The organism is uncultured Brachyspira sp., from assembly GCF_944390595.1.
Taxonomy (GTDB): Bacteria; Spirochaetota; Brachyspiria; order Brachyspirales; family Brachyspiraceae; genus Brachyspira.
Window position 1 is genome coordinate 1 of sequence record NZ_CALXRN010000027.1, and the last position, 15,490, is coordinate 15,490.

Consider the following 15,490-nt stretch of genomic DNA (forward strand, 5'->3'; position numbering starts at 1 on the left):
TATCATATAAATAAAAAATTGACAATTGATTTTATATGTGATATAATTTTAAATAGCATTTTTTTGGAGTATAAAATTGAAAGAGTTTGCTATTTTAGAAGAAAAAATTAAAGATTTTTTAGATGAATACCAAACAGTATCATCAGATAATAAAGAATTATTACAAATAATAGACAAATTAACAAAAGAAAAAGAACAAGCTATTAATGAACTAAATCAAATAAAAGAAAATCTCTCTTCTATAAAAGAAGAAAAAACAATACTTGAAGCTGATAAAAGAAATGTAACTGATAATTATAACTCTATAAAAGAAGAAAAAGATAATCTAATAAAACAGTTAGAAGCAACTAGAATAGAAAGAGATTCTTTAAAATCTAATTTGGAAAGTATTGAAAAGGATTCTGAAACATTAATAGAAGAAAATGATAATATAAAAAAAGCACTAGAAAATGCCAATAAAGCTATAGAAACTCTTACAAAAGAAAATGAACAGTTAAAAGAAAATCTAAGCATTCTTATAGAAAAAATAGATAGTGTAAGAAAATCAAATAATATACAAAAAACTCATAATCAAATAAAAGAAGCTGAAATTAAGAAAGAAGAAATAAATAATGCTGAAGAAGTGAAAGCAGCAGAAAAAGAAGTTAATGCTGTAGAAAATATAGAAGAAGATATGGATCCATTTAGTGATAATTCCAATAACATATTTGACAGTGAATATGAAGAATATAGAGAAAGCTCTTCAGAAATATCTGAAGTAAAAGAAATAAAAAAGCATGAAACAGTAAAAGAGGTCAAAGCAGCATCAAATGTTAAAGTAACAGAAGATGAAGATCCGTTTTCTAATGCATCCGATTCAAGCTGGGATGATGATATAAAAAAAGATGAAAATAAAGCAGTAAAAGAAACAAAAAAAGAAGATGATGAAGAATCTGAAGAACTAAATGAAAATAAAGAAGATAATTACGAATTTGATATAAATGAAGATGATCAATATATGTTTGGTGATGATGATGAAGAAGACTTCTTTTTTGATAATGAATCAAAATAATATAAACAGGTAATAATTATGGATAATTCTTTAGAGGTTACAATATACGGCAGAACTTTAAATATTAAATCTAATGAAGAAAATATAGAATATTTAAAAGAGCTTGCAGATTTTGTAAATGAAAGCATGAATGATATAGCAGAACATTACGGAAGCGGCTATCCAAAAGATACTATAGCAATATTAGCATGCCTTAACATAGCAGACCTTCTAAAAAGAGAGATAGCAAACAGCAAAGCAGGAAAAGATACTCTATCAGCATTAAAAGAAAGCATAGCCTCAAGAAGCAATGAACTTATAAAACTTATAGATGAAACTAAAGAAAATAAATAAAGTTTAAAAAAATCTCTATTAAAAAATTATAAATAAAGGGTAATAAAATGAAGTATAATATAGCATTAACAGGTGCTACAGGAAATATGGGGCTTGAAACTTTAAAACAATTAATGGAAATAGAAGAAATTGAAATTGTAAAAGTTCTAATTAGAAAGGAAAGTGAAAAAGCCGCATACAAATTTAAAAAACAATATGGTAAAAGAATAGAAATTATAATCGGATATATATACGAGAGAGATGACTGTGAAAAATTAATAAAAGACTGCCATTATGTACTTAATTTGGCCGCAGTTATTCCCCCTAAATCAGATAGTTTTCCAAAGCTGGCACATTTAACAAATTATGTAGGAGTAATGCATTTAGTTGATTTAATCGAATCAATGCCGAAAGAAAAACGCCCTAAACTTGTTCATATATCAACAGTTGCTCTTTACGGAAACCGCAATGAAAAACATCCTTGGGGAAGAGTCGGAGATCCTTTATTAATAAGCCCTTATGATGCATATTCCTTTTCTAAATTAAAAGGCGAAAGATATGTACTTGATTCATCATTAGAGCATAGGGCTATAATAAGACAAACAGCAATGCTTCACAGCAGAATGCTTACTGATAATATGAGTGATGGACTAATGTTTCATACTTGTTATAATGCTCCGCTTGAATGGGCAACCGCAAGAGACAGCGGACTTTTAATGAAAAGAATTATTGAAGAAGATATAAAAGGTAATTTAGATAATTATTTTTGGAAAGGTTGTTTCAATTTAGGAAGCAAGGCTGAAAACAGATTAGTAGGTTATGATACATTCAATGACGGATTTAAATTAATTGGAGGCTCTACAAAAAAATACATGAAGCCTAATTGGAATGCTACGAGAAATTTCCATGGCCTCTGGTACTATGACGGGTACAAATTAGAAGAATTATTCTCATATCAAAAAGAATCTGTTATAGATTATTGGAATGAGATAGGAAAAACACATTGGTACTATGCATTTGGAAAAATAGTACCTCCTTCTTTAATATCATTCTTTGCTATTCAAAGGCTGTTATCACACCCTAATTCGCCTACATATTGGAGAAAAAACGGAGAGGACGGTAAGATTATAGCAACATTTGGAAGTTTAGAAAATTTTGATAATCTGCCTAAAAAATGGGAAGATTTTAATTTACTATTTGAAAATAAAGATTTTGAAGGAAATTATATAGATTATAAAGATTTGCTTGATATAAAAAATGCCAAGCTATTAAATCATGGTTATGATGAAAGTAAAAAAGACAGCGAAATAGATTTAGAAGATCTTAAAAAAGCAGCAGAGTTCAGAGGCGGTAAACTTTTAAGCACCAGCATGACTAAAGGCGATTTGCATACAAAATTAAAATGGGCTTGTGCAGAAGGACATGAATTTGAGGCTTCACCATTTACTGTTATAAAAGCCGGACATTGGTGTATGGAATGCATGCCTGATTATACTTGGAATTTTGATATGCTTTCTAAGAAAAATACTTTCTTTGCTCAGGTTTGGTATGATTCGCATAAAAAAGATGAAAATATGCTTTATTATTTCGATGAAGATTTTAAGGCACATTATAAAAAAATAGATTAAATATTTTGAGGTATTAAATAAAAAGGTAATTAATATGTCTGTAAATAAAAAAGCTGTAATATATTGTTTCTCAGGAACTGGAAACACTGAAAAAACAGCTAAAGAATATAAAAAAATATTTGAAGAAAACGGAGTTGAAACTTTACTGTATAATGTAGGCGATAATTTTGATAATATGCCTAGTCCCGAAAATTATGATTATGCAGGGATTGCTTATCCTATACATGGATTTAACGCTCCCTACCCTATTTTTGATTTAATAAAATTATTTCCAAAGCTGGATAATAAGAAGATATTTATTATAAAAACTTCCGGAGAGCCTTTAACAATTAATAATATATCTTCAGAACCTTTAATGGCAAGATTAAAGCCAAAAGGGTATATACTTACAAATGAATATCATTATATAATGCCTTATAATATAATGTTCAGACATACTGATGAATTTGCCGCTAAGATGTGGAAAACAGCTAAGGCTTTATGCGTAATAGAAGCTAATGAAGTTTTAGATGGACAAGAAAGTTTTTTAAAGAAATTTCCGTTCGGAAGATTTATAGCATTTTTATTTAGAATAGAGCATCCTGCCATGAAAGTTAATGGTAATTTATTCAAAGTTAAAAAATTCTGTACGCATTGTAATTTATGTGTAAAAAAATGCCCTGTTAATAACATATACAATGATGAAAAAGGTGATATTAAGTTCAAAAATAAATGTGTAATGTGTACAAGCTGTGCTTTCAGATGTCCTGTTGATGCCATAACTATAGGCATACTAAATGGCTGGAGAGTTAATGGGGTTTATAAATTTGAAAATCCTCCAACAGGTATAAAAAGCAAGCATGATAATTACTGCAAAAAAGCCTATGACAGATATTTTGCAGATGCTGATAAAAAAATACATAATTATGCTGAAAATATCAATGAAGAATATAGAAAAAAATCATATTTCAATAATATAGAAAATTACATAACTTCAATTTGATAATATTTGTTCTAACGCTTTTTTTATAGTTTCCGAAAAACATAAAAAATAGTTTTGGAGCAGAAAACGATGAAGAAGTCATTGTCCATTTTAATAGTCATATTACTAGTTTTTACAATGTCATGTAAAAGACAAAATCAGAATAGTATAGAAGAAAATTATATAAATGAAATAGAAAAGGAATACCAAAATTCCACTAACAATGATGTTGTAATTGAGACAAATAATGGAACAGATAATAACATACCAAGTCAAAATCAAAACAATAATATTTCTAATCCTAATCAAAATACACAAATTAATAATAACATGCCTCCTCAAAAGGATAATACAATTCCAAAAAGAAGACCTATAAAAGCTACTGTAGATACTTTTTACAGCCCTTGGACTTCTAAAGATGACCCTTTGATGATTAGAGAAATTAGAGTTATGATAGCAAATAAAGAATATACTCAGGCTCTAAACTATATTAATAAATTAGATTTTAATAATTTGCCTTCAGATGTTGATATTGGACATTTATATCAATTTAAAGGAATTGTTCATTATTTTCTTTCCAAAAGTAATAAATCTAATATAGCTTTAGCAGATGAATGCTTCAAAAAGGTAGCAGGAATAACTAAAATAGAAAAATTTAAACCTCTATCATTATTATGGAATGGTATGCTGTATCAAACTTATTCTACAGATGAAAACCAGCTTAAAGAAGCTATATCTTTATTTGACAGAGTAATAACAGAATACCCTAGAACAAGATTCGCTAATGACGCTGTATTCTATAAAGCTGTAACTATGAAAAAATTAGGTATGCCTGAAAGTGAATACAACGACTTATTCTTATCAATAGAAAGAGGCGGATTCGTTGATACTCTAGTATTCTCACAAATTATTAATGACTATGTTCCTGCAAACGAATTGGTTAATAGAGAAATGTTAAAATAATAACTTTTAAATAAATATAAAAAACAGCAATATTATTTTATTGCTGTTTTTTTATATAAATTAAAGATTTTCATCCCTAAGTAGATTATTAAATTGATTTCTAGAATAAACTGTTATTTTATCATTATGAGAATCATAACTTTTAGCACTATTACTTAATTTTACAGGTACTATTAAAATTCCATTTTTAGCACCGGATTCATTAACCATGATAAGAAAATCTCTAATCATTAATTCCCCTATCTCAATTTTTTTCCAACGCTTGAACGATATTAAAGTAAGATCCTTTTTATTTCCTTTAACATGATAAGTTAAATAATTCACCTCATCTCCATAATCACTGCTGGTAATATTATCAGTATATTCCTGCCCTATAGAATAAGCCAATCTTGAACGTATTAAATTTTGACATAATTTTTTGAAATCTACTTTATTTAGATTATAGATTTTATCTACTTTTTTTATTATTTTTAAATCCATTTCATTGCTTGGATTACGTTCTATTTTTAATTCTTCTAATATTTTTTCTACATCGATAGTTTTCTCTACAGACATTAATGATAATATATAATCTATATCAATAAATGATCCTTCCCACAAATCAATAGATTTTTCCCAATTTTCAATATCTTCTTTTTCTACATATCTTTCATAATTGTCATTTTTTGAATTATCCAATTTCATTACACTTCTAAGTTTATTAAGCTGAGAAGTTGCCGTGTCTATATCTGATAAATATTTTAATATACCTTTAATATTATAAACTTTAAGTTCAGGTAAATCAAAACTACTTATTGCCTCAAATGATTTTATAGCAAATGGCATATCTTTTAAAAAATATGAATAAAAGCAATAATCCAATATTAAACTATAATAATTTCTATTATAATCTTTAATCTTGTATTTAATATACATTTTATCATACAATTCCTTAAACTTATCATTTTCTGCTAATTTGTACAATATATATAAATGCATTTTATCAATAAAATATAAATGATTTTCATTATTGTTTTCTATAAGTATCTGCTCAATAAAATTTTTAGCAATATTAAGCTCATCCGATAATATGTACATTGATATAAGAGTTTTTTGCAAACTATTCAATTCATTATTGTCAATATTATTTCTATTTTTAACCATTCTCTTATAAAGCTCTTCTAAAAATACAATACATTTTTTATACTCTTTTATTTTAAAGAAAGAAAAAATAGCAACCTTAATACTTTCTATATCAAATTCACTTTTTGAAAGAATTACTCTATTGAAATAATCACAAGCCAATAAATAACTGCTCTCTTTTCCAAGTATGGAAGCCACCTTTATTGCATAATAAATATTATTAGGCTCAAGCTTACTAATCTTTATAGCATATTTGAATGACATTTCTTTATTTGCTATTTTATCATAATAATCCTCAACCTTTTTACATAAATCAATTTCTTCTTTTCCCTGAAAAAAAGATACATTCAAAAGTTCCTCATATCTTTTTAAAGCATTTTCATTCTCACCTATCTCATCTTCAAGCAATGCTAATTGATACATAGACATATAATCTTTAGGATTTTCTGATAGGGCGGATTTTAATTTCTCAATTTTCTTTTTAATATTTCCTGAAACTTTTTTTGAAGATTTATTACTTAGAATTTTTTTTATAAGTAACAAAGAAACAATAAATAATATTAATGCAGCTGCAATGACAATATATATGTAATTCATTTCTGTTATCCTTAAAATAAATATTACAATCTACTATCTCTTAACATATAATTAAATTGGTTTCTAGTATAAACTTTTATCTTATTATTATGTAAAGCATAACTTCTTGCTGTATTTGTAAGCTCTACAGGCAATACCAATATACCATTATTAGCACCAGCTTCCTCAATAAGCATTATAAAATCTCTTAAAATTAATTCTCCAACTTCAGTATTTCTCCAGCGTTTAAAAGATATTAATGTTAAATCTTTCTTATTTTTATTTGAAGCAAAAGCTAAATAATTAACTTCATCCCCATAATCATAAGTTATTGAACTTTCATTATATTCCTGCACTGCAGAATATAATAATTTATTTTGTATTATATCAAAACATATACTCTTAAATGATGCTAAAGTTATATCATATATTCTATCAACTTTTTTAATAGTTTTATTTTCTATGGAAGATGTAGTCTCATCTATATTGCATTCTGATAATATTTTTGCAATATCCATAGTTCCTTCTGCTTCTACCAATGTAAATACATCGTCTATATTATTGAATGAACTTTCCCATAATTTAACACTATCTTCCCAAATATCAATATATGTTTTATTGACATATTTTTCATAATTTTCATGTTTAAATTTTTCATCATTATTTAATTGCATTGAAGTTCTTGATTTTTTTAATTGCTCATAGGCCTTTGATATTTCTAATAAATATTTTATAATTTTATTAAAATCATAAGAAGCAAATTCAGGTGCTTCAAATAATCTTAAATGCTCAAAATAATGAATAGCACTGTTAATATCTTTTATAAAGTAGCTATAAAAAGAAAAATCTAAAATGATATTAATTTTTTCTTTTTCAATATCGCTTATTCTATATTCATTTGAAAGTTTATTATACAGCTCTTCAAAAGCATCATTATCATCTGATTTATATAATATATATAAATATATTCTATTAACAAAAAATTTATAAGATTTATCATTATTAATACTTCTTAACGATAAAATATGTTCAGCAAAACTCCTAGCCGTATTTATTTCATCTGTAACTATATACAATGATAATAATATTTTTTCTACTAATACCATTTCATCATAATCTTCTTCAATATTGCTTATATTTCTGCTAAGTCTTTTATGCAGCTCTTCAAGCAAAGTAATCATTTTTTTATACTCATGACCTACAAAATAACATAAAGAACCTATTTTTAATTCATCTATTTCAAAATCACTTTTATTATTAAGAACTCTATTAAAATATTTACAAGCCAAAGTATAAGCACCTTCTCTTCCTAATATGACAGCAGTCTTTAATGAATAATAATTATCTTTTATATCTAATTGAGATATTTTCAGAACATACTTAAAACTTTCTTCCTCATTACCTAACCTTTTATATATATTCTCTAACTTCTTATATATATTTACCTCTTCTCCTTCAAAGTAGCCTGATTCTATTAATTTTTCATATTTACTCAAAGCATTTTCTAAAAAATTATGCTGCTCTTCAAGGTTGGCCAGCTCATAAAGAGAATTGTAATCAGATGGATTTTCTTTAACTTTTTTCTCAAGATCCTCCATCTTTTTTTTTATGTTTTTAGGTTTATAATAATAGTCATTCTTTTTTAATACAGAATTAAAAAATATAATAATACCTATCACAAATATAATAGATATAGGTACTATAAAAATATAAGTATAAGCATCCATCATACAAAACTTATCTCCGCTAAAATAAAATTATACAAATTTAATCTTTAAAAATGAATTAAACTGACTTCTGGAATAAACTGTTATCTTATCATTATGAGCTGCATAGCTTTTAGCACTATTTGATAATCTAACTGGAAGAACTAATATGCCGCTCTTTGCACCTGACTCATCTACCATAAGCATAAAATCTCTTAAAATTAATTCTCCAATTTCAGTATTTTTCCAGCGTTTAAAAGATATTAAAGTTAAATCTTTTTTACCTTTATTAATATGATAGGCTAAAAAATTAACTTCATCTCCATATTCATAATTAATAATATTATCAGAATATTCCTGTAATATAGAATAAGATAATTTTGTTTGCACTATATTCTGGCACAATTTTTTAAAATTACTATAGCTTAATTTATATATCTTATCTATTTCATTTATATTTCCTACTTTTGCAGTATCATAAGAACTCTTATTAGCATCAAAATCTAATAATATCTTATCAATATCCATAGTCTTTTCTATTTCTGTTAATGAAGTTATATAATCAAGATGAAGGAAAGAAGCCTCCCATAAACCTAAAACTTTTTCCCATGTATCCATAGCATCTTTATCTACATATTTATCATATCTTTCATTTTTATATTTTTCATCATTCAATCCCATTGCACTTCTTAATTTGCTCAGCTGTCCATATGCTTTATTTACTTCTGTCAAATAATTTAATATTTGATCTAAATAATACACACTAAATTCAAGCATATTAAATGATTTTAATATACTGAAATATTTTATAGATGCTGAAATGTCTTTTAAGAAATATGAATAAAATCCAAAATCAAATATAATACTTGCATATTTCCTATTTCCTTTATCTAACTGATAATAAGATATCAATTCCTTATATAATTTATTAAATTTCTCAGTATTAGATAATTTATATAACATAAACATATAAATTTTATTTACATATATTTTATGATTATCGCTCATTAAATCATCAGATAATATTCTTTCAGCAAATGAAATACCATTATTAAGCTCATCAGCAGATACATACATAGATAATAATAATGTCTCTAAATTATCAATACAGCTTCTATCTTTATTTTTATCATTTTTAAACAGATTAAAAGACTTTTTATATAATTCCTCTAAAAATAAAATAGATTTTTTATAATCTTTAATCATAAAAAAAGATAAACTTGCTATTTTTAGTTCATCTATTTCAAATTCATTTTTAGAAACTAATGCCTTATTAAAATAATCGCATGCTCTTTGATAGTTACCTTCTTTACCTAAAATACTTGCTATCTTAATTGAATAATAAATATTATTAGGCTCCAATTTTGATATTATCAGCATATATTTCAAGACTTTTTCTTTGTTGTTTAATTGACTATAGCCGCTTTCAAGTTTTTTATATATTTCTATTTCTTCCGCAGCATCATCAGAAAAATATCTTGCATCTATAAGAGCTTCATATTCTTCTAAAGCAGTTTGTAAGTTTCCATATTCCTCTTCTAATGAAGCAAGCTCACATAGAGAATCTAAATCTTTCACATTAGATGAAACTTTCTCTCTAAGCTCTTCCATTCTTTTTCTTACATTTTTTGAAGTTTTCTTTGGAGAATTATTCTCTTTTTTAGAGAATATATTTTTTATCATAATAATAGTAGCAGATAATACTACTATAAATATGCATGCGATTGCAATGTATAGAATATTATTATTCATAACAATCCTCAACACTATTATTGTAAATATATAATATTATAAAGCATATACAAAAAAATTAAAAGTTCAACAAAATATTAATATTAATTTTAATTTAATTATCTAATTACTTGACTTTAATAACTAATATAGTATATTTTTCTATCATTACAAAATAGGAGTAAATAAATGAAAAAAATTATTGCTTTATTAATTGCCATATCATTGACAGCAATTTTTATTGTTTCTTGCAAAACTCAAGAAACATCTTCTGAAAATTCAATAACTGTAATGGTACCGGATTGGGCCGTGCCTTCTGATGAAATGCTTAATGCTTTCAAAGAAGAAACAGGAATTACAGTTAATATGAATGTTATAGCTTGGGAAAATATAAGAGATAAAATATCAATTGCTGCTGCGGGCGGAACTGCTGCCGCTGATGTTGTTGAAGTTGATTGGTCTTGGGTAGGAGAATTTAACAGTGCTGATTGGCTTGAACCTATAGAATTAACACAAGAAGAAATTGATGCTATGCCTTCAATACAGCCTTTCATAATAGACGGAAAAGTGTTAGCCCTTCCTTATGCTAATGATTTCCGCTTAGCTTATTATAATAAAAAACATTTTGAAGCTACAGGCATTGCTGAAGCTCCAAAATCTTGGGATGATGTTTATGCTGCTTTAAAAGCTATAAAAGCTGCTGGTGTAACTAAATATCCTTTCTCTATGCCTTTGAACGCTGATGAATCTTGTACTACTTCATTAATATGGATGGCTTATTCAAAATATGGTATAGTATTTAATGAAGACGGAACTTTAAATAAAGATGCTGTACTTGGTGCTTTACAATTTATTAATCAAATGGTAAATGTTGATAATTTAATAGACCCTGCTTGTAAAACTTCTACAGGTATGGATGCTTACAGAAGAATAAATTCAGGAGAGGCTAGCTTTATAGTAGGACCTACTTCATTTGTAAGCAGAGTACAAGATACAAATGAATCTCAAGTTGTAGGAGATGTCATACCTATATTGCTTCCAGGTGCTACAGGACCTTCTCCAAAAACTTTTGCTCTTCCTGAAGGAGTAGGAGTTATAAAATTATCTAAAAATAAAGAAGCTGCTATGAAATTTGTAAAATGGTTTAATTCTCCTGAAATACAAAAACAATTAAACTATGTACAAAATACTATGCCTACAAGAACTTCTGTTATGGAAGAACTTATTAATGAAGGCAAACTTAAAAATACAGGAGCTTTGCTTGAAGAGTCAACTTTAATATCAAGTCCTTTCCCTAAAGGTGTTCCTAGCTACTATTCAGAAATGACTACAGCTATATTTAATGCTGTTAATGAAATGGTTTTAGGAACAAAAACTCCGGAACAGGCTTTTGATACAATGGATGCAAAAATAAAAGAATTAGCTGCTAGATAATTTCATAAATATAATTTTAATAGGGTATTACTTTTTAGTAGTACCCTTTTTTATTATTTTATTAACTATCAAAGAATTATTGATTTGACAAATTTTAATAGTTTAAGTATATTTGTATAAAAATTACAAAATATTTTTGGATTATGAAAAAGAGTAAAGTTTTACCATATATATTAATATTACCGGCATTTATAATAATGTCTGTTTTTGTATTATATCCTATAATAGTAACATTCTTTTATAGTTTAAGAAAAATGAAATTAACAGCACCAAATGATACATCGTTTATAGGATTTGATAATTATATTGCAACTTTAAAATCATTTGACTTTTGGTATTCTCTGCAAAACAGTATAATGATAATGATTATAGTTATAATTATATGCGTATTATTCGGACTTTTATCTGCATTAATTTTAGATGTTGACAGTAAATTAAAAAATATATTAATGGCTATAGCTGTCATACCTTGGGCATTGCCTCCTGTAGTAAACGGTATACTTTGGAAATGGATATTTTATCCTGGATACGGATTTTTAAACAAAATTTTGTATAATCTCAATATTATAGAAGAGCCAATACAATATTTATCAAACAGATATTCTTTAATGCTTATTGTAGGAATAGTTATAGCATGGCGTAATATACCATTTTGCACTATAGTTTTATTATCATCAATAAGAGCCATACCTGATTCTGTATATGATGCTGCCAGTATAGACGGAGCTAATAGATTTCAAATGTTTATAAGAATAACATTGCCGCTTTTAATGCCGGCATTAGGAATAATATTAACATTTACATCCATATCTGCTATTAATGTATTCGATGAAGTTATATCAATATCCGGCTACAGTAATTTAGGAAAAACTATACTGCTGGAAGACTATATGATAACTTTTTCATTTTTGGATTTTGGACGCGGAAGTTCTTTAACATATTTAGTTATGATTACAGCTGGTGTTTTAGGAATGCTTTATATAAGAGCTATGTCTAAAAAAATTGAATATATATAAAAATTAATAAAAAGTGAATAAAATGAAAAGAAAAAATAAAAGAGTAAATTTATTGTACTATATATCTGTAATATTTTTTGTAATGATAGTATTAGGTCCTATTATATGGGCTATAATTGTAAGTTTTACCCCAGAATATGAAATGTTTAAAAACACATCAACTTTTCTGCCGAAAGAACCTACAATAGATAATTATGTCAAACTATTTACTGCATCTGACAGACAATCAAAAATGTTTTTTGTAGGAATAATGAACTCAATCAAAACTGCTTTCATAACAATATTTTTATGTTTGCCTTGTTCAATACTATGTGCTTATGCAATATCAAAAATGAAATTTAAGGGCAGAAAGGTTGTAAAAACAATAATACTTATATCCATGGCTATTCCTGCATTTACAACTATTATACCTCTTTATAGAATGTTCTCATTGATGTCATTGCTTGATAATTTATTTTCTCTATCGCTTATATATGTAACATCATTTTTACCTATAAATACTTGGATGATTTCAAACTATTTTGATACAATACCTTCAGATATAGAAGAAGCAGCATATATAGACGGATGCAATGAAATAGATGTATTATTTAGAATAATGCTTCCAATATCTGCCCCAATCATTATGTCTGCCTTTTTACTTGTCTTTTTAATGTCTTGGGGTCAATTTCAAATACCTCTTATATTAGCAAGCTCTGCCGCAACAAAACCGATATCAATAGTAGCGTCTGAATTTGTATCAAAAGATAGCATACAATATGGAATAACAACAGCAGCCGGACTTTTAGCAATATTTCCTCCTGCTTTATTAGCAATAATATTTAGGAAATTCTTAGTACGAGGAATGACAGGCGGAGCTACAAAATAGCATAAATTTGATACATCATACAAACTTAATTTTGAAAATATTGACTTTTTAAATATATTGTGTATAATATGGTTTGGAAATAATATATTTAAGGTTATTTTTTTATTGTGTTTGGTAATTTAACAAAATCTATATCCGGCGTATTCTCTAAAATACGCGATAAAAAAGTTTTGTCTGATAAAGATATAACAGACAGCCTTATAACTATTAAAGAAGCGCTTTTATCTGCCGATGTATCCTTAGAAGCTGCTAATAAATTTTTAGAAGAAGCTACTAACAGAGCTATAGGAAAAGAAAAATTAGAAGGCGTTGATCCTGCTAATCAATTCATAGCAGATGTGCATGATACATTAGTTAATATGATAGGAGAAGGCGAAAGCGGGTTAAAACTAGAGCCTGTTGAAAAAACTACTATCACACTCCTTTTCGGTTTACAAGGTTCCGGTAAAACTACAACTTCTGCCAAATTAGCTAAATATTATAAAGATAAAAGACGCGTTATGCTTGTAGGTCTTGATATTCACAGACCGGCAGCTATGGAACAGCTTGCAGTTTTAGCCCAAGAGGTAGGAGTTCCATATCATATAGACACTAAAGAAAAAAAAGCATATAAAATACTCAAAAAAGCTCTTGCTATAGCCAAAAAAGAGCAGTACAACATGATACTTGTTGATACAGCCGGACGTTTGGAAATAGACGATGAAATGATGCTTGAACTTAGACGTGTTGTAAACTCTGCTAATGTTACAGAAAAGTTATTGGTTGTTGACTCCACAGCAGGTCAAAGTGTTTATGATGTTGCAAAAAATTTCCAAAGCAACATAGGAATAGACGGAGTAATACTCACAAAATTTGACTCAGGTACAAGAGGCGGTGCTGCATTATCTCTTAGATATGCAACAGGTTCCTCTGTAAAATTTGTGGGAACAGGTGAGCATTTAGAAGATATAGATGTATTTGATCCTAAAAGAGTAGCAGGTCAGATACTTGGTATGGGAGATATAGTTAAATTAGTAGAAAAAGCCCGTGCCGCTATAAGCGAAAAAGAAGCACAGGAAATGCTTCAAAAAGTTATAGAAAATAATTTTGATTATAACGATTTCCTAAAACAGATAGAAGCTACTGCCAAAATGGGCGGTATAAGCAAAATGACTTCTATGCTTCCCGGAATGGCAAATATAGATACAGAACTATTAAACCGTGAAGAAGAAAAATTTAAAAAGTATAAGGCTATTATACAGTCAATGACTAAAAAAGAAAGACTAGCCCTATTTCCTTTAAATAACTCAAGAAAAATGAGAATATCTAAAGGAAGCGGTCAAAGTGTTTATGATGTAAATCAGTTGATAAAACAATTTACTATGATGAAAAACATGATGGGCAGCACTAAAAAGATGGATAAGCTCGCAAAATCCTTAGAGGGTATGGGTATGTCTATAGATGATTTAAATAAATTAATGTAATAAACTTGGAGGAAAAAAAAGGTGGTAAAGTTAAGATTAAAACGTATAGGTCGCAAACATGAGCCTCATTATCGTATTGTAGCAGCAGATGCTCGTTTTCCACGCGATGGTCGTTTTATTGAAGAGTTAGGTTGGTTCAATCCTAAAGCTAAAGATGTCCTATATAAGTTAAATGTTGATAGTGTAAAAAAATGGCTTTCTAACGGAGCACAGCCGACTTATGTAGTAAAAAGTATTCTTGTTAAAGAGGGTTTGATGGAGAAAGATAAAGGTGCTCCTCTTGAACGCAAAAAGAGAAAAGCATTGAAAAATCCTGAAAAAAGACGCAAACATCGTAAACAAGCTAAGCCTGAATCAAGTGAGGCTTAATTTACGTCTTATAATATATAAAGGAGTGTGCTATGACGGAAGAAAAAGAGCTTATTGAGTATTTAGCTAAAAAGTTGGTAGATGAGCCTGAAGGTGTAAGTGTTAAAGTTATTGAGGGTGAGAAGAGTACGATTCTGGAATTGAAAGTAAACCAAAGCGACATAGGTAAAATTATAGGTAAAAGAGGTCGTATTGCTCATGCATTACGCACTATTCTTTTTGCAGCTTCCATGAAAAGTGGTAAACGTGTAATGCTTGAGATTATTGACAATTGATTATTTTTTATGCAA

Annotated in this window: 13 protein-coding genes and 1 pseudogene; 11 read left to right on the forward strand and 3 right to left on the reverse strand. The window is 27.5% G+C overall.

Annotation, left to right across the window (positions count from 1 at the left end; genetic code table 11):
* Positions 1 to 76: 76 nt before the first annotated feature.
* The 5 genes from Q0J90_RS01440 to Q0J90_RS01460 all read left to right on the forward strand — a co-directional run bounded on the left by Q0J90_RS01440 (position 77) and on the right by Q0J90_RS01460 (position 4,915).
* Entirely contained in the window at positions 77 to 1,051 is a 975-nt protein-coding gene (locus Q0J90_RS01440) for a hypothetical protein (protein ID WP_297276216.1), read from the forward strand.
* A gap of 18 nt (positions 1,052 to 1,069) precedes the next feature.
* Positions 1,070 to 1,384, forward strand: a complete 315-nt coding sequence (locus Q0J90_RS01445; RefSeq protein ID WP_297276217.1) for a cell division protein ZapA — start codon at positions 1,070 to 1,072, stop codon at positions 1,382 to 1,384.
* Positions 1,385 to 1,431: 47 nt separating this feature from the next.
* A complete protein-coding gene (locus tag Q0J90_RS01450) occupies positions 1,432 to 2,991 on the forward strand; it encodes an NAD(P)-dependent oxidoreductase (protein WP_297276218.1) in 1,560 nt (519 codons plus the stop codon).
* Positions 2,992 to 3,025: 34 nt separating this feature from the next.
* Positions 3,026 to 3,973 carry an EFR1 family ferrodoxin gene (locus Q0J90_RS01455; protein ID WP_297276219.1) on the forward strand — a complete coding sequence of 316 codons (948 nt, stop codon included), beginning with the start codon at positions 3,026 to 3,028 and terminating at the stop codon, positions 3,971 to 3,973.
* Between the two features lie 69 nt (positions 3,974 to 4,042).
* Positions 4,043 to 4,915, forward strand: a complete 873-nt coding sequence (locus Q0J90_RS01460; RefSeq protein ID WP_297276220.1) for a hypothetical protein — start codon at positions 4,043 to 4,045, stop codon at positions 4,913 to 4,915.
* 60 nt (positions 4,916 to 4,975) lie between these two features.
* Here the strand turns inward: Q0J90_RS01460 and Q0J90_RS01465 are convergent, their stop codons facing one another.
* Genes Q0J90_RS01465 through Q0J90_RS01475 form a run of 3 tightly spaced genes read right to left on the reverse strand, consistent with a single transcriptional unit; the run spans position 4,976 to position 10,071 of the window.
* Positions 4,976 to 6,634 carry a restriction endonuclease gene (locus tag Q0J90_RS01465; protein ID WP_297276221.1) on the reverse strand — a complete coding sequence of 553 codons (1,659 nt, stop codon included), beginning with the start codon at positions 6,632 to 6,634 and terminating at the stop codon, positions 4,976 to 4,978.
* A gap of 23 nt (positions 6,635 to 6,657) precedes the next feature.
* On the reverse strand, positions 6,658 to 8,343 hold the full coding sequence (locus Q0J90_RS01470; protein WP_297276222.1) for a restriction endonuclease: 1,686 nt from the start codon (positions 8,341 to 8,343) through the stop codon (positions 6,658 to 6,660).
* Positions 8,344 to 8,370: 27 nt separating this feature from the next.
* On the reverse strand, positions 8,371 to 10,071 hold the full coding sequence (locus Q0J90_RS01475; RefSeq protein WP_297276223.1) for a restriction endonuclease: 1,701 nt from the start codon (positions 10,069 to 10,071) through the stop codon (positions 8,371 to 8,373).
* Between the two features lie 168 nt (positions 10,072 to 10,239).
* Between Q0J90_RS01475 and Q0J90_RS01480 the strand changes: the two genes are divergently transcribed.
* From Q0J90_RS01480 to Q0J90_RS01505, 6 genes and pseudogenes are all read left to right on the forward strand, one after another.
* Positions 10,240 to 11,484: an extracellular solute-binding protein gene (locus tag Q0J90_RS01480; protein ID WP_297276224.1), complete on the forward strand. Its 1,245-nt coding sequence runs from the start codon at positions 10,240 to 10,242 to the stop codon at positions 11,482 to 11,484.
* Positions 11,485 to 11,627: 143 nt separating this feature from the next.
* The gene (locus tag Q0J90_RS01485) at positions 11,628 to 12,500 is read left to right on the forward strand and encodes a carbohydrate ABC transporter permease (RefSeq protein WP_297276225.1); all 873 of its coding nucleotides are present in this window, start codon (positions 11,628 to 11,630) and stop codon (positions 12,498 to 12,500) included.
* A gap of 22 nt (positions 12,501 to 12,522) precedes the next feature.
* Complete coding sequence (locus Q0J90_RS01490) at positions 12,523 to 13,368, forward strand: carbohydrate ABC transporter permease (RefSeq protein WP_297276226.1); 846 nt, start codon at positions 12,523 to 12,525, stop codon at positions 13,366 to 13,368.
* A 107-nt stretch (positions 13,369 to 13,475) separates the two neighbouring features.
* Complete coding sequence (ffh, locus tag Q0J90_RS01495; protein ID WP_297276227.1) at positions 13,476 to 14,831, forward strand: signal recognition particle protein; 1,356 nt, start codon at positions 13,476 to 13,478, stop codon at positions 14,829 to 14,831.
* Between the two features lie 21 nt (positions 14,832 to 14,852).
* Positions 14,853 to 15,095 (forward strand): annotated as a pseudogene (gene rpsP / locus Q0J90_RS01500) (30S ribosomal protein S16); the annotation flags it as partial.
* 137 nt (positions 15,096 to 15,232) lie between these two features.
* On the forward strand, positions 15,233 to 15,475 hold the full coding sequence (locus Q0J90_RS01505) for a KH domain-containing protein (protein WP_008726607.1): 243 nt from the start codon (positions 15,233 to 15,235) through the stop codon (positions 15,473 to 15,475).
* The last annotated feature ends 15 nt before the right edge of the window (positions 15,476 to 15,490 follow it).

Coding starts and splice junctions, on each gene's coding strand:
- Q0J90_RS01445 (WP_297276217.1), top strand. CDS start 1,070: ATGGATAATTCTTTAGAGGTTACAATATACGGCAGAACTTTAAATATT.
- Q0J90_RS01450 (WP_297276218.1), top strand. CDS start 1,432: ATGAAGTATAATATAGCATTAACAGGTGCTACAGGAAATATGGGGCTT.
- Q0J90_RS01455 (WP_297276219.1), top strand. CDS start 3,026: ATGTCTGTAAATAAAAAAGCTGTAATATATTGTTTCTCAGGAACTGGA.
- Q0J90_RS01460 (WP_297276220.1), top strand. CDS start 4,043: ATGAAGAAGTCATTGTCCATTTTAATAGTCATATTACTAGTTTTTACA.
- Q0J90_RS01465 (WP_297276221.1), bottom strand. CDS start 6,634: ATGAATTACATATATATTGTCATTGCAGCTGCATTAATATTATTTATT.
- Q0J90_RS01470 (WP_297276222.1), bottom strand. CDS start 8,343: ATGATGGATGCTTATACTTATATTTTTATAGTACCTATATCTATTATA.
- Q0J90_RS01475 (WP_297276223.1), bottom strand. CDS start 10,071: ATGAATAATAATATTCTATACATTGCAATCGCATGCATATTTATAGTA.
- Q0J90_RS01480 (WP_297276224.1), top strand. CDS start 10,240: ATGAAAAAAATTATTGCTTTATTAATTGCCATATCATTGACAGCAATT.
- Q0J90_RS01485 (WP_297276225.1), top strand. CDS start 11,628: ATGAAAAAGAGTAAAGTTTTACCATATATATTAATATTACCGGCATTT.
- Q0J90_RS01490 (WP_297276226.1), top strand. CDS start 12,523: ATGAAAAGAAAAAATAAAAGAGTAAATTTATTGTACTATATATCTGTA.
- Q0J90_RS01505 (WP_008726607.1), top strand. CDS start 15,233: ATGACGGAAGAAAAAGAGCTTATTGAGTATTTAGCTAAAAAGTTGGTA.